Here is a 23,369-nt window from a genome sequence, read left to right as displayed (position 1 = left end):
GTAAACTGTGTCATTCGGGCTGTCATCCCCTCAATTTTTTGTTCTAAATCGGCGAGATTATGGATTGCTCCAGTTTCGTTGCTATTAGATTCACCGAAGTTCTGTGATTCCAGCTTATCCAGTCGTTCGCAAATAGCTAATATCGTTTGGGAAGTAGGGTTGGCGCTTCTACTGTTACTGTCCAACGCCAGTATTAATTCATCCAAAGAGTGAAGCAACTCGCTTGTTCGTCCTTGTCGGTGCAGCCGGGATAACTCCCTAACTGCTGGAATCAGGGGAGTGGGTACGCGGATCATCTCGCTGGGTTTGTTCTCGTCAGACATAGTGATATCGCAATTGATAGCAACAGCTATCGATATCAAGTAGATAGCAATGCTATCAACATATCAGGGATTGGTGATTCAAGCACAAAAGAGTTCGGGAATCGTCCGCCGTGTTTTGGGTCTTTCACCCTAGAAGGGATCTTGCTACTTTTGTGCAGGCTTTTGGAATTATTAACGAAGAGTGCGGGCAGTATATTCACTGCGCTGTCGTAGAATATAAAAGCTTCCTGAAACAGCACTTCCAGGAAGCTATATTTTTATGGTCGCGTAACCCTAAAGACCAGATGGATGTTACTAATATTGAGATTGGCTCTGTAGAAATTCTGCCTGCTACTCCCCAACCAAGTGTAATTAAAAACACTAATGCTCAAGTAACTCCAGAATTGGTAGAGGAGGTAATTCGGCAATATTATTACCGCACGCCTGCGGTGGGTAATGATGAGGAGTTAATTTTGGCTTGGGCTGGAAGCCAAAACCGCGAACAAACTAAACGAAAATACTACCGATTTGGTCAAAAATTGCTTGATTGGGTACGGAATCAAGGTATACCTGATTTAAGATTGCTACAGCAACCATTGTTACTAGAATTTATTGCTTCCTGGGGTGAGGTTTCCCCTTATACTAAAAGTAACCGAGTGCTGATATTGCGATCGCTCTGGAGTTATGGGAGTGGGGAGAGTATTGGCTATTTTTTGCGGAATATTGCAAGTAGTATAAATTACGACAATTTCAGTAATTTACCGAAGGCAGAGCGATATCTAGAAGATTTCGAGATGAAGAAGCTAGCTGATGCAGCCAAGCAGTTGGGGGGTAAGTATTGGCTAGTTTTTAGTTTGATTTTTTACAGTGGGATGCGGGTTGGTGAAGTGGGTCGCGTGACGGTTCCGGGTGATGAACCGGGCCAACCCAAGGAAGATTATCCGGGGTTATATTGGCATAATTTCCAGTGGTATCCCGACCCGACACCAGAGGATAGAAACCGGGGATACTATACGATTAAGTTCCGAGGCAAAGGTGGCAAGTACCGCGAGATTGGCTTAGACCATCAGACTTCGCTCGTTTTCAAAAAGTACCGGGGGATGGCTAGTGATAAGATGCCCGTGTTTGCGAATATGTCACCTGACCCAGCAAAAAAGGGGTTGCCGTTGAGCGATCGGGCAATAAAAAGGTTGATTCAGGATATCTCCGAGGTGGCAAAGGTGAAGTTTTCATGTCACTGGTTACGCCATTCTCACGCGACAAGAGCAGTCGAGCATAAAAATGTTTTTGAGGTGCAAAACCAGTTGGGGCACAGTAAAACCGATACAACAAAGGCTTATGTCCGCACGAAGAAAGACGCGGGCACGGGTACAGTGCTGCCGAGGTTTTGATTGGATAATTAAGTCATTACTTGTTCTAATTTAATAGAGGAGCAATGACAGTGGGCGAATGTCAGACTATCTGCAATGATTGTGCTTTCCATGCCTTAGTAGAAGGAGCGATAGAGTGCATTCACCCAGAAGAATTTGGGGTTAATTGTTCTACCGTCATTTTCTGTAATTCATTCCAAAGTGCAATTGTAATTGATAGTCCTTGTGTGACATACGGCAATAATGAAGAATAACGTCAAAGCGTCACCGATAGCGAACGCGAGTAGCGTCTGGTAGAGAAGCTAAACCGAGTCGTCGAGCGTCACAGCCCGCTTTTCACATCGCTTCAAAACCAAAAAACCCGGTCGTCGTGACTGGGCTTTGGATGGGGTTATATTCCCCAAGGGCTATTTATAGAAGTTATTTATAAGTCGCTTTTCTAATTAGGACTACACCGCCTAGATTGAAAGTTCCAGAAAATTAGAACTTTTTCTTAGAGGATGAAGGGCGATCGCTGCTTCTTGCTGAGTTGGGTAAGATGCGATCGCAACCAAGGAGATTTACGCCAGTCATCTCAGGGATTATTATTGCAAGTGTTTGGGATTTCTGGTAAATGCAACAAGTACCAACGGCGCTCTACGCAAGCTTTTATCCGCCGCGACCAACGCTGCTGCTGACCACGCGCAGGTGAGAACCTTAGACAGAATCAGCGATGGCAATGCGATCGCGTTTTAGGGTGCGATCGCCGTTCGGGTAAATATTGCGAAATATTAATTGATGTGCCAGTTGTCTTACAGGTGTAACAATAAAATATTCTATGATAGCGTTATAGGAATTGAGAATGTCGGAAGTAAAGCCTCCCCAAGAAGAAATTCTTACCAATATTAAGAGACTTACGCAAGCAACCGAGTCTTTTAATCAAAATATTTCCCGTTTGGATAATTCTATACAACGCATTTCCGATGATATAGCTAGTCTTAAAATTAGCTCTGATGCACTTACTAGGGATATGGTAAATATCCATGAAGTGAGCAAGAATGTCCTCCCACAGGTTCGTAATGAAGTTGATCGTATGACTTCATATAATCAAGGTTTGCATAAACTCTTCATTGAGCGTTTAGATGGAATTAAACAAGACCTTGATGGTTTAAGAGATCGGGACATTAAAAGCCTTGCAACGACAACTGAACTTTCTGAGGTTAATTCTAAAGTTGAAAGCTTACCAAAATTGCATGACTTTACGAATGAACATAGTCCTTTAGCAACGAAAGCCCAGCTATTGAAAATGCAAGAAGATACAGCTTGGTTAAAAGGGGCTATATCCACTCAGTTTATTGGTGTTATTGCTGCAATAGCTTTACTTATAGGTATGTGGATTAATCTTTCATCAACGTTATCAAAAGTTACCCAGGTTTCATCACCATCTCCACAACAGTCAACACAAACAGCACAACCAAAGGTTTCTCCATAAAAGGAAGACATGAATGGAATGGACAAGGCTGGTATTATCTAGCATGGAAACACCCTAATGGAGAACAGGCAACAGCAGGCTGTGAGCAATGCTTTGGTTCTCGTGAACAGTGGAAAGCCGTGTGGAAAAAGTAGTGCGACTCGTTAGGCTACGATCGCTGCTGCACTCAACTAACTATTTTCTTGGAGGATAAAGGCGATCGCAGTTAGCATAACTGGATCGCCTACATTAGTTATTTAACTGGTAAACAAGCCTCCTTTTTAACTTGAACATTAGGAGACGGTAACAGGTTGAAGTCTAAAGAACTTCCACAATTGGAAGACCCCACAACCCAAAGCGCACCTAGAGCAACTAGACCACCAACAATGATGATGGCAGTTGACTTATGATGAGACTGTTTTGGTGTAAACATACTTTTACCTTTGAAATAGTTTTGTTTGATGCTGGTTTGGTAGTTTCCGAGGCCGCCAGACCAGCTTTAACTGATGTAACAGGATGAAAAAGAGCGTTTAGTGAGCAAAGATAACCACCTCCTTCTAAAACTAAAATTCCCACCTCTGCTGTTATGGGGTTTTTGTTTTTTGAGTATCACCACCTCCTTTACTAACTTTGTCAACTTGGCTTAACTGTTATTCCCAGCAATAGAGTTCTCACAAAAATTTTTGTCAGGATTGAGTCCATAAAACAGGCGATCGCAGTTGTTTTTGGCTAAATCTCTTCCATCACCTCATAGGAGGGAAATGAACACTCAAGTATTCATGTACAAATAAAAGCTTGAGTAGCGTCATAACTAGTAGCTGTACGCTAACTAACTTCTCCTGTGATAGTAAAACTGTATGAATCATCAGGATTAGAGAAAATCACTACTTTTGTTAACTTGAACGTCTTGAAGGCATATTCCGCTTTCCAATAATCGACCATTTAAGCCATTGTCATTAAACTCATGCTGTGCCTGTGCTACACCGCGTAATATTTCTTGAGCCAAAGTATAGTTATTTGCGGGAACAGCGGCTGCCAAGGTTATCAGATTTACCTTGTCCAGGCAGGGAAAGGGATCAGTTTCTTAGAAGAAAAGGCGATCCAGTGCGATCGCCTTTTTGATGAGTTTTTTTGAGCGATGCCTACGGCGGCAAGCTACGCATCCATTGAGGTATCTGGCGGAATCCGCCAGATAAGACGATCGCCTGTTAGTGAAACAGCAACTTCATTAGAGAAGCGATCGCTATGACAGCCCCTAAGATGGGATGCCAAAACCTACATAGCTGTCGAAGCCTCCAAAGAAAACCTCTCCGGTGCTTTGACTTATCATTAAGTTGTAAGTTTCTAGTGTTTCTATTCATTGCAGTAACCTTTTGCTTTAGTTTTTGTTGAATTGCTGGCTTGGTGGCCTTGGAAACTGCCAAGCCAGCTTTAGTAACAGGTGTAATTAACACTCTGTTTACAATGTTTAAGTGTGGAATTTTTGCGGTTGAAGAAACTGGGCATCTTCTACCAAGAAGTAGTGTCACCACTACTCACCACACTTAGTAACTCTGTCAACTTGACAGATGTAGCTGTTATTCCCAGAGTTAAAAAATTAGAGTTCCCTGAGAGTCCATCCATAAACTCTCAAAAACATTACCCAACTCTTCTACATCCAAGTACGCATCTGAACAAAGGCGATCGCAACCATAGACTGGATCGCCTTTGCTTTTGAGTCTAGAAAAAGTGATCCTTTCAGGAAAAATGCACCAAAACCACAGGCTGGATCAGAGGGCAGTAGACAATCGCATACTACAACTGTATTATTGATATAAGTCCCAATTACAAATACTACAAACCTTCAATGATAAGCAGATTCTCCTCAACCATTAGCAGCGTGATACATTGCCGACCCAACAAGGGTTTAGGCAGAGTATTCGCGCTGTTTGCGTTTGAGGAAATGTATTGTTTTGTCGGCAGTAAATTGCAGCGTGAAAGTATTTTTGAAGCGATTACCGGATGGCTGAATCTAGATCAACTTATCCAAAGCGGGAGGTGCAAGTGTTTTCTAGCACCGATATAGGTCAAAAAGTATCAACTACGTGACCCCCGCACCTGATAACCAGAGGCGGGGGTTATTTTTTTAGGAGTGAATTAACTTATGGAAGCTCAACCACCTTTTGGGCAACCACACATATTACAAAATTCAGTTGTGGTTTTCTCCAAGAACTACTTACCACTAGCACGCATCAACATCAAACGAGCAATCGTGCTGTTAGTCACAGGTCAAGCAGAATCAGTGAATTTTGGTACTACAAAGCAGTGGGAAGTGCGATCGCCCAGCGTCGTACTACAAGTACCTGAACACATTCGCTTGACTGTTGGTAATCCGGAACGGCATTGGAAAGTCCCGCCTGTCAACCGTCGTGAGGTTTTGAGACGCGATAATCACGCCTGTCAATACTGTGGTAACACCAAGCATCTAACGCTTGACCATGTAATTCCCCGTTCAAAAGGTGGACAACATACCTGGGACAACGTTGTGACAGCTTGTGAGCGTTGTAACTCTACAAAGAGCGATCGCTTACCCCATGAAGCTGGAATGGTACTCAAAAGCAAGCCTAAAGCCCCAATTCACCCAGCAATTGCGTTTGCCGAACAGTTTTGGAACGCACAACGCCTGAGTGAGAACGAGTAATTACCTTCAAACCTAGTCAGAGAGGGCAATAAGCTCGATTACGTAACACTGCCCTCTCAGTTCTTTTAAAAAGTTTGTAGTATGCCCTTGACATTTTGTAATACGCTATGTAGTATAAATGTAGTGAAGCACTACAGCCTCTCAAAAAGGCATAGCGCAAACACTTCTGAACCTTGAAAATTAAATAATTGCCATCCAACGTGGGGGTGTAGCTTAGTCCGGTTTAAAGCAGTCGCCTGTCGAGCGAAAGATCGTGAGTTCAAATCTCATCATCCCCGTGTAGCCTTGTGGACAAATAGACAAGTCGCTTTGATTCTCAGTCAAGGAGAAGCGGGTGCAACTCCCGTCAAGGCTTCCAAATTGTCCAGGTCGCCAAGTGTTTAAGGCATCGGCTTGCAACACCGACAATCGTGGGTTGAAATCCCACCCTGGACTCCAAATATTGCAGTGTAGCTTAATAGCAAAGCTCCAAGCTCATAACTTGGTCGATGTGGGTTCAACTCCCACCACTGCGACCAAATGCACAGATGGTGTAACGGCAACACCACAGTCTCCAAAACTGTTGTTCTGGGTTCAAATCCTAGTCTGTGCGTTGCCGTGTCCTGACCGAAAAAGCTTACATACTCGCCTAATGGTAAGGCAACTGTCTCTAAAACAGTCTATGCAGGTTCAATTCCTGTGTGTGAATCAACAGCTTTTTTAACTTACACGGTATACATGGTGCAGAAGCGAAGTGGCCGAGCGGCACGTCTTTCAAGCGTGTAATTAGCGGGTTCAAGTCCCGTCTGCACTACCTTTTGGGTCGGCTCACCTATTGGTGTAGGTAACGGTCTGTAAAACCGCCGCGTTCAGTGTTGCTGGTTCAATTCCAGCCCGGCCCATTATGGAGAGATTGCTATTGGCAGGGCAAGCTGTTTGCTAAACAGTTGTGAGATTCATCATCTCACTGTGGGTTCAACTCCCTCTCTCTCCGCCTTATGAGAACGTGGTGTAACTGGATAACATCTCAGATTACGAAACTGAAGATTGAGAGTTCAAGTCTCTCCGTTCTCGCCTTATCCCCCGGTAGCTCAGTTGGTAGTAGCGCCTGTCTGAAGAACAGGAGGTCATCCGTTCAATCCGGATCTGGGGGACTGGCACATTGCCTCATAGCTCAATGGCAGAGCAAGCGGCTGTTAACCGCGAGGTTGCAAGTTCGACTCTTGCTGAGGCAGCCATTTATTGGGAAGTAGGCAAACAGGCAAAGCCGTCGCACTTTGAATGCGAAGTTTGAGGGTTCGATTCCTTCCTTCCCAGCCTATGTATACTCCTGTAGCCCAATTGGAAGAGGCGGTTGTTTCAAAAACAGTCTGTGTACGGGTTCAACTCCCGTCAGGAGTACCAATATCGGGATGTAATTCAGTGGTCTAGAAGCCTTGTTTTGGGGACAAGGAGCCGTAGGTTCAAATCCTACCATCCCGACCATTTGCCCTTGTGACGAAACTGGCAAACGTGCTGGTCTTAGAAACCAGATTTTGTGGGTTCAACTCCTGTCACCAGCTTCAATGCGATTGTGGTGTAATGGCAGCATTTGAGTCTTCCAAACTCTAGGTACGAGTACCCTGCGGGAAGCAAGCTACAAATCTCGTCGATCGCTTTCTTAGCCCTGTAACTCAGTTGGGAGAGTGCCTCTCTTACAAAGAGGAAGTAGCGGGTTCAAATCCGACCTGTATCCACTTTGGTATCTGAAGCCAAAGCGGTCGCGGCGCTGGTTTGTGGAACCAGTCATTAGGGAGTTCAAGTCTCCTCAGATACCCCTTGTTTATATGGAAGATGCTGCTCAAGGGAGGGCAACTAGTCTTGAAAACTAGAGCAGGGTAATACCTGGGGGTTCAATTCCTCCATCTTCCGCCTTCCACCTGAAGCCGAAAAGTGAGGCGCTGTGCTGATAACACAGATATAGGAGGGGCAGTACCTCCCAGATGGATTTTTCTTCAACATAAGGATTTTGAGAAGCAGTGCAAGCCATACATAGACGCGCAGTGACTTGCTTACCAACAAGCATCGCCACATTCAGCTTTTACTGGACTGCGTAGTTTACCGCCGTAGGCATCGCCTTTAAGTCACATAGTCAAAAACTCAAATATCTAAAAATTTAACTTTTCAAGTTTTTGAGTATCTGAAATTTCAGGTACGCAAATTTAGCCATTGCTCTAGCAAATCTTGAACAAGTTCGCTAAACTCCCGCTTTTCGCCATTCTGACTGGACTTTAACAGTTCAATTTTGACTGCTGTGTGAGTATTTCTTTTAATGTAAGCAGTTACCTGCTCATAGTCAGGGTCAGAGCGTTTGGCTTTGGGTCGTCCCCGTTTTGGCGGTTCGGTTTGCAATTGGGCAACTGGCTTGAGTTCTACCTTTTCAGGTTGTTGAACTTCTGGCAATTGAATTTCTGTTTCCTGGCTTTGATTTTCTGGCTCCGGTTCAGGTTCACGACCCTTTGCTGCATCCAAAATACCTTTGAATTTGCTCACTTCATCACCTCCTGACCGATGCTTTGATAATCTCGCCAAGCAATTTTGGCGCGTGGGTCAGAAATTTTGTTAACTGGTACACCAGCTAACGCGGCTTTTTGAAAGGCAACTGCATCACGGATACTACCCTTAAATAGAGGTAATCCAGCCTCAGTTAACATTGCCCTTGCTTCTTCTCCATCTCGCCGGGGTTTAGGTGGAACGCGAGTAATAAGGATGCGAAATTTATCAGCACCTAACGAATTGAGAGTAGTAACAGTCTGCATCAGGGCATCAAGTGATAAAGCATCCGGGGTAGTGGGAAGCACAAGTAAATCACATCCTTCCACAAGTGCTTCTAAATCTTCCTGTTCCGGTCTTGCTTGGGTGTCAATGATAATGTGCTGGTAATTCTTCGCATACTTTGCAGCTTGCCGCTCATCAATCACTTTGAAGGGCAGAGCGCCACGTTTTGACCAACCGCTAGCAGAACGGTTGGGGTCGCCATCAATCAGTAATGTTTCCCCTTTGGTTTGTAAGTAAGCTGCTAGGTGGACGGCTGTTGTAGTTTTGCCCACCCCTCCTTTGAACGAAGCGACTGTGATAATCATGATACCTCCAGGCAGTAAACTTTTAAACTGCTGAAAACTTGAAATTTTAAAAATCTGAAATTTTAAGTACGCAAAAACTTAAAATTTCGATTTTATTAATTACTGTACCTGAGTTTGGTGGTTGATTGTCCATTTTAGTTTTTTGGATATTTGAGTACGCAAAAATCAAAACACTGTCTTCGTCACTCTGGCAGTTCTGTACTAGTTGACTAAGTATTTGAGTACGCAAAAATCTAAAATTAACTCTAGCAGGATTGCGATCATCCGTATGTTGCCGTAGATGCCCGCCTTGTGGTTCTACCTTCTGGCAGAACCACAAGGCGGCTGTTTTAGTCGATTAAACGCATTTTTATACAGTAAAGGTTGTGGTGTGGTGTTTTGGCGCTCTTTGGACTTGCATGAAAGCTACAATCTCTCCCACTACCTTCGGAAAGCGTGCGGTTTTTCAAGCTGGGCGGTGGTTGTCTTGAATTGCAACCCTTTTATTCTGGTTAATTTGTAGCTTGTTCAATGGTAATTTGTTTTAAACATTCAAAAAAAATTCTATTTTTATTTTTACCGATGAAAGGAAATAAAAATATAATAATCTGATCTGGTCAAAAAAATACATAAAATTCAGCGTGAATGTCAAAGAAAGTTCAGATGAAAATTGAATATCCCACTGTACTCGATATCTTTTGCGGTGCAGGTGGAATGAGTTTAGGTTTTCAGAATGCTGGCTGTCAAATTTTGGGAGGAATTGACAATAATCCACATGCTATCAGGACACATCATAGAAATTTTCCGAACTGTAGATTGGAACTGGATGCTCAAGATGTCAGAAATGTTGATTTTTTAGAGCTTCCGATTAAACCAGGTGAAGTTGATATTTTAATTGGAGGACCACCTTGCCAAGGATTTTCAGTTGTTGGTATTGGTAAAATGAAGTCTTTAGAACGACAGCGAGGAAATGATCCTGAATTAAAGGTAAGAAATGATCCAAGGAACTTCTTATACAAAATATTTATTGATTTTTTAAATTATTATCAGCCTATTTTTTTTGTAATTGAAAATGTCAATACACTTAAAAGCAATAAAATATTTCCAACGATTATTCGAGAGTTAGAAAATGGATTACCTGTTCATCAGCATGATTATCCAGGTTATGACCTTTTTGAACCAAGGGTATTAATTGCCTCTGATTATGGTGTTCCTCAACTTAGAAAACGCCTGTTTATTGTTGGTAAGCGCAAAAATACCAACCTGAGTTTTGAGTTCCCTCAAAGAAATATAGTCCGTCCAATTTCAGTAGGAGATGCTATTGGAGACTTACCAGAACTTAAACCTGTATCTATGGCTTTGAGGAGTAAAATTTCGGGACCAAAGCAGGTTGACGTTGAAATGCCATATAATTGTCCGCCCCAGTCTGAGTATCAAGAGAAGATGAGGATTAGAAAACAACAGGGAGAGGGTGTTATGAATCATATATGTCGCGCTCATAACGAAAAAGACCTAGCTATATTTGAAATGTTGACTCAAGGTGGTAAATATAGAGACTTGCCCGAATCAGTTAGACGCTATCGCTCTGATATTTTTAATGATAAGTATAAACGTTTGAAGTGGAATGAACCCTCATGGACATTAACTGCACATATGCAAAGAGATTGTTTAGCTTATATTCATCCAACTCAAACTAGAAGCCTTTCTGTGAGAGAAGCTGCTAGACTTCAAAGTTTTCCTGATGACTTTGTATTTGATGCGCCTATGACTAGGATGTTTGAGTTAGTTGGTAATTCTGTACCCCCTTTTTTGGCTGAGGCGATCGCCAGACCTATTGTTGAGCAGATCAAGGCTTACAAAGCAAGTCATTAGCTAGTTAAATTGGCAATAATTATAGATAGAAAAGTGATAATACTATCAAAGCACTTAGATATAGTGTTAACCTCTATCTTTCAAGATCGATTTAACTGAGCATATCCCTGTCTCCATCCAAGGTAAATATAGTTACATGATTCATGGTAAATTTTCCAGTAGTAACTGCCTATCAAGTAAAGTATTTCTGTGTTCGCAAGAAGTTTCAGAAATGAACTGGCAGGCATAACAAGCAGAGCCATTAACTCTATCTTCTCCAAATTCTTCTTCAATACAAATTGGGTCATTAGAGCAAGCATCTACATTGCGTAGAGCAGACTTAAGAATACGTTCAAAGTGAGGCACTAAACCGATTAGTCCTCCCAATGTACCATCCCCTCCAGATTGGGCTGTATAAAGTAGTAAACCACCAACGGTCTTATTATTTTCCGTGTAGGTGTAAACTCGTTCCCTAATAGCTGCTGACGAATAACCAGAATCCACTGATAGTGCTGTAATTAAACGATGACTTAGTGTATGCCACCAGACAAAAACAGGGTGTAAATAACTCGTTTGAGATCCCGGCATAGCCTTAATTTTTCGGTAGCCATCAGTCGAGTTATAAGCTGACAACCAACGACTATAAGCTGACCCTTTTAAAGGAAAATGTTCGGAAATGCCTTTTGGTTCTTCCGTAGATATCAAATCTAAAAAAATACCTTCACCAAATAACTCAACACCTGGATGCCAAGCGGTATTTTCATCAGGTGGTCTATACTCAACAGGGACAACTTTAGGCTGTGGATCATCCTTATCTGTACTAATTGGTCGTGTATAACCAACCTGTACCATTACCACCCGCAAGCGACTAAGGGGTGTAACCCGTAAAATTCGTCCTGAATCTAATGTTAATGTCTCGACATTTTCGTGGTAAACTTCAAACTGATTTGGACCACCAGGTTTATCTGAACGATGCGGTGGAGCACCATAACAAGCAGCGTTACTCAGACTTTTAAATTCTTCTTGTTTCAGGTTTTCTTCAGTTGCGTTGTGTTGTCTTGTTTGTTCATTAAGAACATCATTGGCAGCATCAAGGATTTCTCGTTCACTGTATCGCTTAATAGTTTCAACAGATGTTTGGTTTAAAAGTCGTTTTGTCACCAAATCATCTAACATCTGGATAATTTGGGATTTGGATTCTATCTTCATAGGCAAAGCAGCAAGAATAGCTCGACATTGTAGCAAGCGATGTAGAGCGGTATCTAGTGGTGGAATTGTTAGGGCAGTTCGGAGTTCAGACACCCTTAAGTTAGCAGCACCACGCTGAATAATTTTGGCTCGTTTCTCACATCCTGCTGGATCTTCTCTTCGTTCTGGAAATCTACCACTACATTGAAACTCTCTAGAGTAAGCTTTCCCAAAATTTTCTGCTCCGCCACAATTGGGACAGATAATCTGTATATTTCTGATCGCACCTCCACCCCCTTCCCATTTGTAAAAGTCTGCTCCCTGACATTCGCGTTTATGTTTTATCAGTGAGCGCCACGGGACTTCATTCAGATGTCCATGAGAACAAGCTAGAACAAATCTGACTGCCTCCTCACGAGATTTATCCCAAGCCTTATAAGAATTTTGTAGTTGTCCACAACTTGGGCAACCAACTTTTTCCTCTCTTCTATGTTGATAGAGAATCCCATGTTTTGTACATAAAGACCAAGTGGGAAAATGGTAAGTTTGGTAAACTGAAATGCTTTCAGGTTTTCCTAAATCAGCATTGGAGGGAATATAGAAAATTTTATTGCCATTGAGTAAGGTTTGGGAGAGCCTCAAGTCTGTAATTTCATAATCTTCAGGTCTGCGCCCATTATCAAATAACTTGGATTGGCTTGGTGCTGCAATCACCACTGGGCCATCTGGTGTTTCTAGAATACTACCTGGTCCAAAGGTGGTAATGTATTGTGAAGGACGCAAAGATTGACCTTTACTTGCCATAGTTTAACTTTTTCCTTGATTGGCTTGATTTTGCTGATTCATTGAAATAGAGCCAAAGCGCGTCATGGATTCGACTTCACGCAAAGACTGGGGAGAGTTGCGAAAGACAAATGTAAAACCTTGTTGCTGATGTTGCTCATCTCCTAACACAACAGACTTTGTAGGAGGCTTGTTAATCGCGTACTCTACATATTCCAAATTGTTTTCTTGTTGTGCAATATTTTCCCATCGGTCTAATCCTCTTTGCACCTCGCCATTAACTTGGTCTTCTGGTGGACGACGAGTTTCTAGCTGAATTTGCGATCGCCTTTTAATAACTTCGGTGATACATCCCAACTCAGATGAGTTACGAGCATTTCCAATGTGACTAGCATCCGCCGCCCATTGAGATACAACATTTACTCCCTGAATTGTTCTAGCTTGTCGCAGTAATGCCACTGCTACTGGTCCAATCCCCCGTTCTCTGGCTCTAGAGGCAAAGGGAGTCACCGTAATCGGCTCCACATAACGGTAAATCGCCCTATGATAGCCAGTGAAAAATTCATAATGATCTAAGTCTCTGGGACGACTTGCTCTAAAGAAAGTAATCACCAGCCCTCCAGTTGAACGACCTACACGACCTGTAGCTTGGATATAAGATGAAGTAGTTTTTGGCTGTCCATTGACCACCATTAAACCCAAGCGGTCAATGTCAACACCTGTCCCGAACATGGAGGTACTCAAAACAGCATCTCTGGCATCTGGTAATGGCAGTGACAGGCTGCTAAGTAAACCAGGTAATTCAGTAGAATCCATGCGACTGGAAAGTTCAATCGCTTCTTCTAGTTCTCGTCCGGTCACTTCCATAATGTCTGCATTGTGCCGCAGTCGTTCAGGAATGTCTTGCCGATAAAGTGTGACAGCACCTGCCAATTCCCGAATCGCATTAAAGTAGCCTACCAACGTCCAAAATGGGTCGCAGTCACTATCGCTATATCCTGCCTGTTTCAGTTGCTCAATGCTCTGAAACATTGATGAATAGATGCGAACAATAGGAGTTTGAGCGCCCTTCCCTGGAGCGCAAACAGCTACATAAAGGCGACCACTAGGATGCTTGCCATTAGCATCTATCTCTAATGGATGAACATTCCTTGGTGTTCGAGCAAAAAAACTGTTGTCCGCTGATAAAGCAGGAGGCGGGAATTGAAAAACAGAGCGGTTAAACAAACATTGTACTTGCGATTGAGACTGTCGCACTGTTGCAGTGGAAGCAATGTATTTAGGGCTGACAAGTTGACCCTGATACATTCGTTCACATAGAGTATCGACTGCTGTTTCGTAAAGCCCAACCATGCTACCAAGTGGCCCTTCTATTAAATGAAGTTCATCTTGCAGAATAAGGTCAGGTGGCAGGAGTGGATTGACAGCTTTATTATGGCTTTTAGGATCGCTAGCCCCTGCATTATCACGATAAAATCCAGACCTGCTATTGTAATGATTGATGTTTCCAAAGAGCGCACTTGCTCTTGGCTCAAAGGCTAAACGGGCAAACTTATCAACTGTAGCTACTAACAGTGAAGGAATACGGGAATAAACTTGATCGTCAACTGTATAGGCTGAAATTGGAATTCTTGAAGAGAAGTTTGTGTAGGCTTTAAAAGCTTCAAGAGGTTTTTCCCAAGTCAGTTTATCAGCAGCACTATTTTGCTGATTACGCTTTTCATTAAAGGCAAGGGGAACTTTTTCATTCCAGATTTTTTGGTTGTTCAGGTCACAATTTGGATTGGCGCAATAAATTTCAAAGTTTTCTATATTTTCTGAACCATTGCGAATTCCTATATGACTTCTCTTGAAATATCCAGGTCGGCTGATTCTAAAAGGGACTAAATTTAAAGAGTTTAACTGGGGCTGAATTTTATCTCTCCACCATCCCTCCAGCTTCCCTACTGAAAGTTTTGACCCTTTTTTTATGTTCAGACTGAGGGAAAGGGTTATATAGTTACTAGAATTGACGATAGGAACAGAAGAAAAAATTGGTTCGGATTCAAGTTCTTCCCAGTTTTCTGTTTGATGAGAAATTGATGGGTTAGCAACTGCTCCCTGCATAACTAGATGAATTGTGTGTGTCTTTCCTCCAAGTAATCCGTCTCTTGGTATGGCTAGGATTGACCCACAACAAGGGCAGTTAAGAATCTGAGCTGGGTCGCCTTCTACTCCTGTTTCGCCTTTCAATGCTGAAATAGCACCTAACAAAGGGGGACTGTTGGGAATGTATATATCTTTCAAGCGATTAGGGGTTACACTACCACCTACCCACAGTCCGACAGAGAAGCGAGTTGTTCCCCAAATATGATGGTCGCTTCGCTGACAATCCTTCGGTCGCCATCCCACTGGAGAACCCATTCCTAAGTTTTCAACTCGTAGCACTTCGGAAGCAACGATTAACCCTAAAGCGCGACGAAATTGTTGAATTGTTAATAGTCTCAGGGTGTACCTAGAAATTACACTAACGCCCTGTCCAGTTGGCTCTTTAGAAGAATCTTTACCAGAGCGTAGTCTTCTCAATCCTAGTGTAAAAGCAGCTAGACCCAAATATGCCTCAGTTTTACCACCACCTGTTGGGAAAGCTAGTAAGTCACAAGTCTGGCGATCTGGATGTAAAGGGTTAGCGATCGCCGGGATATTCATTAGAATAAATGCTAGCTGGAAAGGTCTCCAGGTAAAATCATGTCCTGGTCTTCTCCAAGATGCCTGAAGATTAATCCCTTTATTGGCAAAACAAAAAGCCAGTCTTACCTCTTCATTTTGAATAATTAACTCAATAGCTTCTTGTATTCGCTGCTGAGTTATGCGACAGTTTTCCAGATGTCGATTAGCGGCTCGATGATATCTAGGCTCTAATTGACTGACCGTAGTTTGTTGTTGATCAATCCAGGCTGCATAACCGTCAACTAGAGGCTGTAATGCTGCACGCATTACGGTTGAATTCCATGCTTGTGCCAGGGTAGCAGTATTTAGGTCTGGAATCTGTGCTATTTCAGATTCCCAATCAATTGCAGGGGATTCAACTGGGTAGCAAGGTACATATTCTGTTCTACAGTCTGGCAGACTAAACTTCTGCCATTGCTGTTTTCCACATTTAAACTGTACAGGAAAACCATCAATCCATTGCAGTAAATTTTCTTCTTTACAGGGGCGCTCAGGGTCTATTTCTTTCCAAATGGCTGCACACAAGTGACCCCGCGCATAGGCAAGATATTCTCGATATATCAATTCTAATGACTCGTCTTCTTCCTGAAGACTTCCGAGTTCAGGAGTCTCATCAGAAGGCTGAAAACTATCAAAAGGCAAAAGCTTTGCATTTTCTCCAGTCACAACCCGAATTTGAGGTTGAAAAATTAGGTCGCTAGTCTCAAAGCGTCTCTTTCCCGACTCACTCAGTGGGTCAATTAAAGAAGTCTCATTAACTAGGTAAATTGATACTTTGTAGGTGTTATCAGAGCGAGGAACACTCCGAATTGTGATTTTAACTGCGTCAATTTCGGAGATCGTTAAGTTGTTTGTGATAGAAATCGGTTCAGGGGTGATATAAAAATTGGGAATTCGCTTAAAGACCTGATTTCCTTGGGGATTCCTCTCAGAACGATATCGCGCCCAAGTTGCACAAATTTCTATTGTTGGTTCAATCCCTTTCGTAGCACTAACAATAAAAGAAATACCTAAAGAACGAGGTTGTGATTTTGGATCTAAGACAGGTGCAGCAGCAGCTACAGGACTATCTTGATCTGATTCATCCTCGCCATAGTCGTCCATTCCAGTCCCTAATATTTCTGCTTCCCCCTCAATCTCTTTAGCATCTTCATCGCTGGCATCCCTGGGAATGAGGACACCAGTGATAAATTCATTGCGTGGATCTTGCTGGCTGGGCAGTACCTCATAGCAAGACTCTCTGGGTCCAAGAACTTCCTGTCTGAGATTAAGTAGCAATTCTGTTCTGACTGACACAATTCACCTGACTAAACAACTTGTAATCTGTTCATTCTTTGTTCTATTTTTTATGCAAATTCAAGTAAATTTATTAGGTTATTTTTACTTGAATAGGTTGTTCATCGCTACTAATTGACTAATTTTCTGAATCTACCGCCTCTTTTAACAATGCTTGAAGTGGCATTATGTGTTTTTCCACAAATGTGATATATGTATCCTGCCCACAGAGTTTGATGTGTAGTTTTCCTCCTGTTTTGGGAATTGAATTAATTTGCTCTTCAATATCATTTCCTAGCTCGACTGAACCATGTTTGAACTTAGCGCAACAGGTGGGACACAAGCAAAGAACATTACCCAGCTTATCAATCCATCTTGCTTTAGTGTAAGAAACTAAATACACTCCTTCAAAATATGGTTCGCCATCTCGCTTCGGGAAAGTTCCAGAACAAATTTGACATCTACCGTTGTATATTGCTTTTATGTCAGTTCGTATGTTATTATTTTTGGATTCCCATTTCTTGGATTCAATTTTCTTGAACCTTTCAATGATAGATGGTTCTTTGTCTTTATCATTGCGAATACTATCTTGTATTTTCTGAAAACGAGCTTCAGGATTAGGAACTGGACTTGATTCTATAGCTTCATTTAATTCAGTTTTACCAGGGCGGGAAAATACTTCTTTAAGAGCAGTTCTGTAGTCAATGCTAGGTGTTTCTGGTTCTGGCGAAGTACCATTACTAGATGTTGTTATTGATCCTGTTCCATTGTTTCGTGTTCCTTCAGATGATGCACCTTTAATTAACTTTTCAACCCAGAGCTTTTGCGTGCGTGGGTTTTTTCTTAGGTAATCAAGGAGTTCGGGTAATATTCCTATTCTTTTAGCTTCTTCTAGCAGAGAAGCCCTTGGTTTGACTCCTATACAAGTTGCAAGATCCTCATCTTTTTCATCTCTAATAAAATCCTTAGATACATCATCAAGAGATAAAGTGTTAGGTTGACACAATTTTAGTAGGGAATTAGGAAGCCATTTTTGGGTAGAAACTTGATGCCATACTTTGGAAAAACATTTTTCTTTTTGAGCATCTTGGTAGGTTACACGTTTAGATGATTCTATTACTCCACTCAGTCTTTGTCGGTTAGGTAACAACAAATAATTCCATATATATGATGACTTATCGTATGTAGGATTTTCTAAGGCATGAGCTAAACCATCAATAGAAAAGTTAGGATCAAATCCTTTAATACCTCGTTTATGATTACCTTTACTGTCAGAAATAATAACGTAACCATGAGCATTAGGAGAACTATAATAACAACGAACTGTCTCACTAATACCTAGCTCAATCAGCAGTTCACGGTCAATAGAAATATTATTATCTATAAACCAAGCTGCTTCATTACCTTCAAAATACATTTCTAAACTCTGGGAACGAAAATATATTTTTTCAGGTGGTTGATATTCCTGTTTATTTGTTTTTGCATTGATAGATAGTAGGAATGGTGTATCTTTTAGTTGTTCTATAAGCTGTTTTCTTTCTGTAGAAGACGATGCTTGTAAAGCATCCTCAATTATTTGAATATCCTTTTTATTTTCTTCTTCATCAATTTGTTTTAATACTTTGTATTTACGAATAATATGATCACGTACTTCTGTATAACTACTAGGTTTTTCTAAACCTAGTCTTTCTAAAAATGTTTTAGCTTCTGGAATTGCAACAATTTCTACTTTAACAGTTGGTTTACTTGTTGGTACATCAGTTGGTAAATAGGCATTTGGTTTTTTAGTATGATAGTCAAATGGTGTTACGTGCTTATTATTTTGTAACCTGATGAAAGGTTTGTTCAATAGTGGTGGATTTTTTCTATGTGTTTCTTCTTTCCAAAGTGCTTCTTGACCTATGAGGAAGGTATAAAATTCTGCTACCCAATCATCTGACTGCTGTGTAATAAAATCTAGACTAAATTTTGAAGCAAATTTGTCAGGTTCTATTTCTTCAACTTTCAGAATATCCCTAATATATTGGCATAATTCAGGAGTAGTATTCCTAGATATTTCGTCAGATAACCATGTGTAATTATCTCCATAAAGCTGTTGTAATTGAGTATCTGAAAGAAGTTTACGAAGTGCAGTACTTCGAGCTAATTTAGCCTGTATGGCTGGAATATAACGTCCGTCAGGTGTAGGCAACAAGGCATTTTCTTGAAAGGCTTCACATACCTCGTTAAATACAGGATAAAACATAGCATTTTCTGGAAATTCAGATGCACGTATGGGAAGAATTTGTAAACAACTTACGGTGAGTAATCCTAAATCTTTTAACTTTGGAAGAACACTAGCTACTAAATCAGCAGTAATTTCAATTAGTTTCTGGTTAAAGCTATCATTAGGAGGAATTTTTGCCCTATCTGGTGTAGTACGATAAGGACCTTGTACTAAAAAATTCAAATGAGTTTCCTTTTCAGTTGGGAAGAAAACTACTAATTGAGAATTCGATACAGGAACAATTTGTTCTTGCTGAGTTTTTTTATCTTTCTGAACAAGAAAAGCAACTTCAACTTTGAGATTTAGCTGAGAAGGAACTGGTTCAGCAAAGATGAGCCAAGTCTCTTGACTATTATCAAAAGATGTATTTATCTTAATAGTAACTCGTTTATAACCAGCGTCATGTTCTAAAATGTCTCGCTTGTAAATTCCTTGCTGTCCCTTTTCTAGCTGCCAATAAATTTTTTCAATATAATTTAGAAATAGCAAATTACGCGGATTGAATTTTCGCAGGTGAGTTTCAATCTCTTGGTAAGCAACTGCCTTAGATAAATCTTGTCTGTTAAATTTAATAATAAAAAGAGTAGTATATTCTCCAGATATAATAACATCACTCGTTACAGCATGAGGTCTAACATAATGTTCAATAAAAAAATGTTCATCACCTGAGTGAATTTCTGGAGAATCAGTATAGGCATAGACTGACTTAAAGCCAATACCAAACTTTCCAATTTTTGTTAAATCTTCCTTTTTGGTACTCTTCACCAGTCCACAGATACCCTCAACATCTGCTTCTGTAAATAATCTGCCATTGTGATAGACTTCAAGGCGGTCATTAAATAATTTAAAAATTAATTTTGTAGCTCCTGCATCCTCTGCATTTTGAAGTAATTCATAAATAAAGTGCGTTCTGTCACTGTACAAGCTAGTAAGAAATACAGGCCCATACTCATCTATATCAGTACCATATCTTCTAATATTTTCTTCTGTAATTTGTTTGTAATTGCTAACCATTTGTGATCACCCCTTGTACTAATAAAATTCCTACGGCAACTCGCTGACTAATAATGTCTGCTTCACTGCGATTTTCTAAATCAGAACGCTTGCTTTCGTAATCTCGTTGAATACGCGATCGCTCCGACTCTTTCATCCGAATAATATGCTCTTCTTTAGCCTGATTTAATTCATTCTCTACGCGCTGAATACGATTTTGGTAGTAAGCATCAAGGCTAGCAAGTTTGCAATTTAATAACGTATTGTTTCTCTCTCGTAACTTACAGAGTTCGTTTAAGCGATACTGGTGTACAGTTTCATCAAGCTGTTGAATACCAGAATCGACTAAAGAAGTTGGGAAGTTAACATATTCTGCTGGTTGTACAGCGTGGCTCAACAATCGCACTAGGGCGTCTGAAACTTCCGGTGCAAAACACAATTTATCAAGATTGCAAGCATTTCCTACTAGTCGCACTTCTGGGCGCACAGCCACCGTTTCCCAAAGATCACAAACAAAAAGGTACTGTCCTAGTGGCACTGTATTATCATAAATAGCAACTTGCGTGACGAGTGGCTCATCTATAGTCGCCCAATGAGAAATCGCCACCCGTGCTAGAGGATGAATCGGCGTGATAAATGGAATCTCCCTCTGTTCGAGAGCAGTTTTCTGGTAAAAGGTGAGTAGCCAATAAGGATCGTTACCTTCGAGCCAACGTGTGAAAGTAACTGTGGAACGGTCTGACTGTTTGAGCGATCGCACTTTTTTAAGCAGTTCCCCTCGTCCATCTTTGTTCAGGCGTAGCCGATGGAGTCCTGAATGCCGACTATCAACAGTAATTTGTCCTCCCAATGTCGGCTGTTCCACAAACATTTCAATCAGCTGGCGTAAATCATCAGCAGAAACAAATTTGTCTTGAGCAACTAGCGTGTCAATATCCGAAGTAAACCCCTCATCAAGCCCCAAGAATGAACCACCTTCTGCTTCCAGGCGATGCTGTTCTTCTGCTAGGCGGAGTACATTGTCTGCCATTTGTTGTGCTTTCTGTTCAGCTTGTTCGGGGCTGAGTTTGGGGTCAAGTGCCACACGAGTTAAATCTTGTACAACATCTCCCAGCACTTCCTCTAAATCCCCAATTGTGTCTTGAAAGATGCCCAATCGTTCAAAGCAACGGAAGAAAATGCGTTCTTCAACAGTGCCTGGTGTGACAAAATTAAATATGAGTACCTTATCGCTTTGCTGACCAAAGCGGTCAATTCGTCCAATGCGTTGTTCAATCCGCATAGGATTCCAGGGGATATCGTAATTTACCAAGCGATCGCAAAATTCATAATCTAGTCCTTCACAACCTACCTCAGAAGATAAAAGGATATCGAGTGCATCTGGGTTGTCGCGGGGCAAGCGGAATCGCTCTCGTAAGTGTTCTCTTTTTGCATCTTCCACCTTTCCAGTAATTACTTCTACTCTGTAACCAGCACCTTGCAGTTGCTTTTGCAGATAAGCCAAGGTATGCAAAAAGAACGAGAAAACCAATACTTTGCCAGAACCCTTACCCTCTAATGTTTCTTCTATTATTTTTAATAACTGCTCTAACTTTGGATCATTTGGTGGCAAGGCAGCAGATAGGCTACGCAGGTTTTTGGCTTTCTCCAGCAAATAGGGGAGAAGTTTAGTATCCTCATCCTCTGTTTCAATGTCGTCACTAATATCAGAGAGTGCAAATTTGCCAGTCAAGATAAATTTATTGAGTGTAGGTACAAGGGCTGGCAAACAACTCGCCGCCTGACGCTCTAAAGTATCGGTGATCAGCCGTATTACTTGTTCTTCATAGTCTAAAGAAAGCATTTCTCGACGAAATTCAATCAACGCCTGATAAAACTCTTCCTGTTCCGGTGTAAAGGGTACAGAAATCGTGTGTGGCTCACGAATTGTAAATCTCCCAATGTCCCGTCTACGAGTACGATTCATTACATGAGCTAGTGAATGCACTTCTTCTAAATCCCGCAGACAATTAATTCGGTCTGCATCAGTAAACGTTACCCCACCCCTAAACTTTTGATACCAGTCCATAAATCGAGGATCTTGGCTGAGTACCTGCTCACCCCAAGTTGTTGTTGCAGCATCTCGCAATGCTTGGAGTGCTGAAGTTTGCCAAGTATCTTCAGGAGCGTGATTACGAATATGCCGGATAGCCTGATTGAGATACTGATTAGGCTGCACCATTTCATTAAACACTGTCTCATCAAGAAACAGGTCTGGGCGTAGCAGATTGAGCAATGTATAGAGGTTGCGATTGCCAAGATGCAAAGGAGTAGCGGAAAGAAATATCACAGCTTCACTAATGTCGCAAAGAAATTTCACTACTTCATGAGAGCTAGTCCCTGTATTTCTAAGATGATGTGCTTCATCAACAATAACCAGACTAAAGCGGGGGGATGGATTAAGTGTCATTAATCCGGGGCTTGGCCGTCGCCCCTTCATTCCCTTGAGATATTTATCAATTCTCAGGAGTTCCAAATGGACTATGGCGCGTGAATACTGCAAGGGCCAAATGCCATCTAAATCAGTCTCCCGCAGGCAATAGGAAAAAGTTTCTGAAGTCAGTGGTCGAAAATCTTCATCAAAACGGCGCATTTCAGCTCGCCATTTGTTAACGAGGGCTTTGGGGCAAACAATCAGAATGTTGTCTAGCTGTTGGCGGGTTTGAAGTTCCCGTAGTATTAAACCAGCTTCAATAGTTTTCCCAACACCAACTTCATCAGCAATTAGTAAGCGGGGCTGGTCAGCACGTAAGAAACGCAGTAAAGGTTTGAACTGGAAGGGAATAAACTTGATGCGTGCTGATTGGAGGGCGTAGAGATTATCAATTTGTGGATGAGAAAGCCTTGCTGCTGTCAATCTGGCACGAAAGCCGTGTACATCCAGCCATTGTCCTGCTTTTAATGTTTCCAATAATCCAGTAGTTTTTGCAGTTGAACCAGCATCAACCAGTTGATCTTCATGGTATTCCAGGATTTGAGTGGGTGAATGGAAGACACGGTAACGCGATCGTCCCCCTGCTGGTGGAAGAATCTCGATTACTGGCCCGGATCTCGAGGGGTCAGCACGCAGACATACAAGTTGTCCCAGATTGAAGAGTGGTTGCATCCCTAATTTATACCTACATTCACATAGACCCGAAGCCAATTTTTGAGTTGAAGGACGAGCGCTCTACACTTTACTTTAGTGTTCCCACAAACAGATGCTTCAATTACATCCATGAACACTATAATTACTGATTCACTGGCAGAAAAAGACGCAGTGACCACAAGGGTACGGGGCTTGGGGATTTTGAATTTTGGATTTATTCCGCCCACTACGGGCGGGGCATGAACCGAAATAATTTTTAATCTAAAATCGGCAATCTAAAATTGGCACGGTCAAA

16 protein-coding genes, 17 tRNA genes and 1 pseudogene are annotated in these 23,369 nt (G+C 41.7%); 24 read left to right on the top strand and 10 right to left on the bottom strand.

Annotation, left to right across the window (positions count from 1 at the left end; translation table 11 throughout):
- A pseudogene (locus tag VB740_RS23335) lies at positions 1-323 on the bottom strand (hypothetical protein); the annotation flags it as partial.
- Positions 324-475: 152 nt separating this feature from the next.
- Here VB740_RS23335 and VB740_RS23330 point away from each other — a divergent pair.
- The 3 genes from VB740_RS23330 to VB740_RS23320 all read left to right on the top strand — a co-directional run bounded on the left by VB740_RS23330 (position 476) and on the right by VB740_RS23320 (position 2,349).
- Positions 476-1,693 carry a site-specific integrase gene (locus VB740_RS23330; RefSeq protein ID WP_323202265.1) on the top strand — a complete coding sequence of 406 codons (1,218 nt, stop codon included), beginning with the start codon at positions 476-478 and terminating at the stop codon, positions 1,691-1,693.
- A gap of 44 nt (positions 1,694-1,737) precedes the next feature.
- Entirely contained in the window at positions 1,738-1,926 is a 189-nt protein-coding gene (locus VB740_RS23325) for a hypothetical protein (RefSeq protein WP_323202264.1), read from the top strand.
- A gap of 246 nt (positions 1,927-2,172) precedes the next feature.
- On the top strand, positions 2,173-2,349 hold the full coding sequence (locus VB740_RS23320) for a hypothetical protein (RefSeq protein WP_323202263.1): 177 nt from the start codon (positions 2,173-2,175) through the stop codon (positions 2,347-2,349).
- Between the two features lie 19 nt (positions 2,350-2,368).
- Here VB740_RS23320 and VB740_RS23315 read toward each other — a convergent pair whose 3' ends face one another.
- The gene (locus VB740_RS23315; RefSeq protein WP_323202262.1) at positions 2,369-2,554 is read right to left on the bottom strand and encodes a hypothetical protein; all 186 of its coding nucleotides are present in this window, start codon (positions 2,552-2,554) and stop codon (positions 2,369-2,371) included.
- Between the two features lie 52 nt (positions 2,555-2,606).
- Here VB740_RS23315 and VB740_RS23310 point away from each other — a divergent pair, with 52 nt between their 5' ends.
- Entirely contained in the window at positions 2,607-3,143 is a 537-nt protein-coding gene (locus VB740_RS23310) for a hypothetical protein (RefSeq protein ID WP_323202261.1), read from the top strand.
- A gap of 232 nt (positions 3,144-3,375) precedes the next feature.
- Here the strand turns inward: VB740_RS23310 and VB740_RS23305 are convergent, their stop codons facing one another.
- Positions 3,376-3,555 carry a hypothetical protein gene (locus VB740_RS23305; RefSeq protein WP_323202260.1) on the bottom strand — a complete coding sequence of 60 codons (180 nt, stop codon included), beginning with the start codon at positions 3,553-3,555 and terminating at the stop codon, positions 3,376-3,378.
- A 438-nt stretch (positions 3,556-3,993) separates the two neighbouring features.
- On the bottom strand, positions 3,994-4,161 hold the full coding sequence (locus tag VB740_RS23300; protein WP_180267770.1) for a hypothetical protein: 168 nt from the start codon (positions 4,159-4,161) through the stop codon (positions 3,994-3,996).
- 435 nt (positions 4,162-4,596) lie between these two features.
- Here VB740_RS23300 and VB740_RS23295 point away from each other — a divergent pair, with 435 nt between their 5' ends.
- The 19 genes from VB740_RS23295 (at position 4,597) to VB740_RS23205 (ending at position 7,692) form a co-directional block, all read left to right on the top strand.
- Positions 4,597-4,839, top strand: a complete 243-nt coding sequence (locus VB740_RS23295) for a hypothetical protein (RefSeq protein WP_323202259.1) — start codon at positions 4,597-4,599, stop codon at positions 4,837-4,839.
- A 426-nt stretch (positions 4,840-5,265) separates the two neighbouring features.
- On the top strand, positions 5,266-5,802 hold the full coding sequence (locus tag VB740_RS23290) for an HNH endonuclease (RefSeq protein ID WP_323202258.1): 537 nt from the start codon (positions 5,266-5,268) through the stop codon (positions 5,800-5,802).
- A gap of 202 nt (positions 5,803-6,004) precedes the next feature.
- A tRNA-Asp gene (locus tag VB740_RS23285) sits at positions 6,005-6,080 on the top strand.
- A gap of 3 nt (positions 6,081-6,083) precedes the next feature.
- A tRNA-Glu gene (locus VB740_RS23280) sits at positions 6,084-6,160 on the top strand.
- A 4-nt stretch (positions 6,161-6,164) separates the two neighbouring features.
- Positions 6,165-6,240, top strand: a tRNA-Cys gene (locus tag VB740_RS23275).
- Positions 6,241-6,245: 5 nt separating this feature from the next.
- Positions 6,246-6,320: transfer RNA gene (locus VB740_RS23270), tRNA-Ile, on the top strand.
- A gap of 3 nt (positions 6,321-6,323) precedes the next feature.
- A tRNA-Trp gene (locus VB740_RS23265) sits at positions 6,324-6,394 on the top strand.
- Between the two features lie 127 nt (positions 6,395-6,521).
- Positions 6,522-6,595, top strand: a tRNA-Glu gene (locus VB740_RS23260).
- A gap of 6 nt (positions 6,596-6,601) precedes the next feature.
- Positions 6,602-6,683, top strand: a tRNA-Tyr gene (locus tag VB740_RS23255).
- 4 nt (positions 6,684-6,687) lie between these two features.
- Positions 6,688-6,775 (top strand) — tRNA-Ser (locus VB740_RS23250).
- A gap of 6 nt (positions 6,776-6,781) precedes the next feature.
- Positions 6,782-6,855, top strand: a tRNA-Arg gene (locus tag VB740_RS23245).
- 6 nt (positions 6,856-6,861) lie between these two features.
- Positions 6,862-6,935 (top strand) — tRNA-Phe (locus tag VB740_RS23240).
- 9 nt (positions 6,936-6,944) lie between these two features.
- Positions 6,945-7,019 (top strand) — tRNA-Asn (locus tag VB740_RS23235).
- 5 nt (positions 7,020-7,024) lie between these two features.
- Positions 7,025-7,098, top strand: a tRNA-Gln gene (locus VB740_RS23230).
- Positions 7,099-7,107: 9 nt separating this feature from the next.
- Positions 7,108-7,185, top strand: a tRNA-Leu gene (locus tag VB740_RS23225).
- Positions 7,186-7,189: 4 nt separating this feature from the next.
- Positions 7,190-7,266, top strand: a tRNA-Pro gene (locus tag VB740_RS23220).
- Between the two features lie 9 nt (positions 7,267-7,275).
- Positions 7,276-7,340 (top strand) — tRNA-Leu (locus VB740_RS23215).
- A gap of 109 nt (positions 7,341-7,449) precedes the next feature.
- A tRNA-Val gene (locus tag VB740_RS23210) sits at positions 7,450-7,517 on the top strand.
- 92 nt (positions 7,518-7,609) lie between these two features.
- A tRNA-Ser gene (locus VB740_RS23205) sits at positions 7,610-7,692 on the top strand.
- A 276-nt stretch (positions 7,693-7,968) separates the two neighbouring features.
- Here the strand turns inward: VB740_RS23205 and VB740_RS23200 are convergent.
- Both VB740_RS23200 and VB740_RS23195 read right to left on the bottom strand, forming a co-directional pair.
- Positions 7,969-8,313 carry a hypothetical protein gene (locus VB740_RS23200; RefSeq protein ID WP_104900300.1) on the bottom strand — a complete coding sequence of 115 codons (345 nt, stop codon included), beginning with the start codon at positions 8,311-8,313 and terminating at the stop codon, positions 7,969-7,971.
- The gene (locus VB740_RS23195; protein WP_323202257.1) at positions 8,310-8,903 is read right to left on the bottom strand and encodes a ParA family protein; all 594 of its coding nucleotides are present in this window, start codon (positions 8,901-8,903) and stop codon (positions 8,310-8,312) included. The genes VB740_RS23200 and VB740_RS23195 overlap by 4 nt, the downstream gene beginning before the upstream one ends.
- A gap of 642 nt (positions 8,904-9,545) precedes the next feature.
- Between VB740_RS23195 and VB740_RS23190 the strand changes: the two genes are divergently transcribed.
- A complete protein-coding gene (locus VB740_RS23190; protein WP_323202256.1) occupies positions 9,546-10,754 on the top strand; it encodes a DNA cytosine methyltransferase in 1,209 nt (402 codons plus the stop codon).
- A 141-nt stretch (positions 10,755-10,895) separates the two neighbouring features.
- On the opposite strand, the gene VB740_RS23185 is transcribed toward VB740_RS23190, so the two are convergent.
- The 4 genes from VB740_RS23185 to VB740_RS23170 form a co-directional block, all read right to left on the bottom strand.
- Positions 10,896-12,725 carry a DUF1998 domain-containing protein gene (locus tag VB740_RS23185; protein WP_323202255.1) on the bottom strand — a complete coding sequence of 610 codons (1,830 nt, stop codon included), beginning with the start codon at positions 12,723-12,725 and terminating at the stop codon, positions 10,896-10,898.
- A gap of 3 nt (positions 12,726-12,728) precedes the next feature.
- Positions 12,729-16,709 (bottom strand): DISARM system helicase DrmA, encoded by a 3,981-nt coding sequence (gene drmA, locus VB740_RS23180; protein ID WP_323202254.1) that lies wholly within the window; start codon positions 16,707-16,709, stop codon positions 12,729-12,731.
- A 118-nt stretch (positions 16,710-16,827) separates the two neighbouring features.
- Positions 16,828-19,968: a sacsin N-terminal ATP-binding-like domain-containing protein gene (locus VB740_RS23175; RefSeq protein ID WP_323202253.1), complete on the bottom strand. Its 3,141-nt coding sequence runs from the start codon at positions 19,966-19,968 to the stop codon at positions 16,828-16,830.
- Positions 19,961-23,092 carry a DEAD/DEAH box helicase gene (locus VB740_RS23170; RefSeq protein WP_323202252.1) on the bottom strand — a complete coding sequence of 1,044 codons (3,132 nt, stop codon included), beginning with the start codon at positions 23,090-23,092 and terminating at the stop codon, positions 19,961-19,963. Before VB740_RS23170 ends, VB740_RS23175 begins: the two co-directional genes overlap by 8 nt.
- Positions 23,093-23,369: the final 277 nt, after the last annotated feature.

Origin of the sequence: Nostoc sp. UHCC 0251 (assembly GCF_034932245.1) — a bacterium.
Taxonomy (GTDB): domain Bacteria; phylum Cyanobacteriota; class Cyanobacteriia; order Cyanobacteriales; family Nostocaceae; genus Nostoc.
This window is presented reverse-complemented; position numbering and strand designations above follow the sequence as displayed.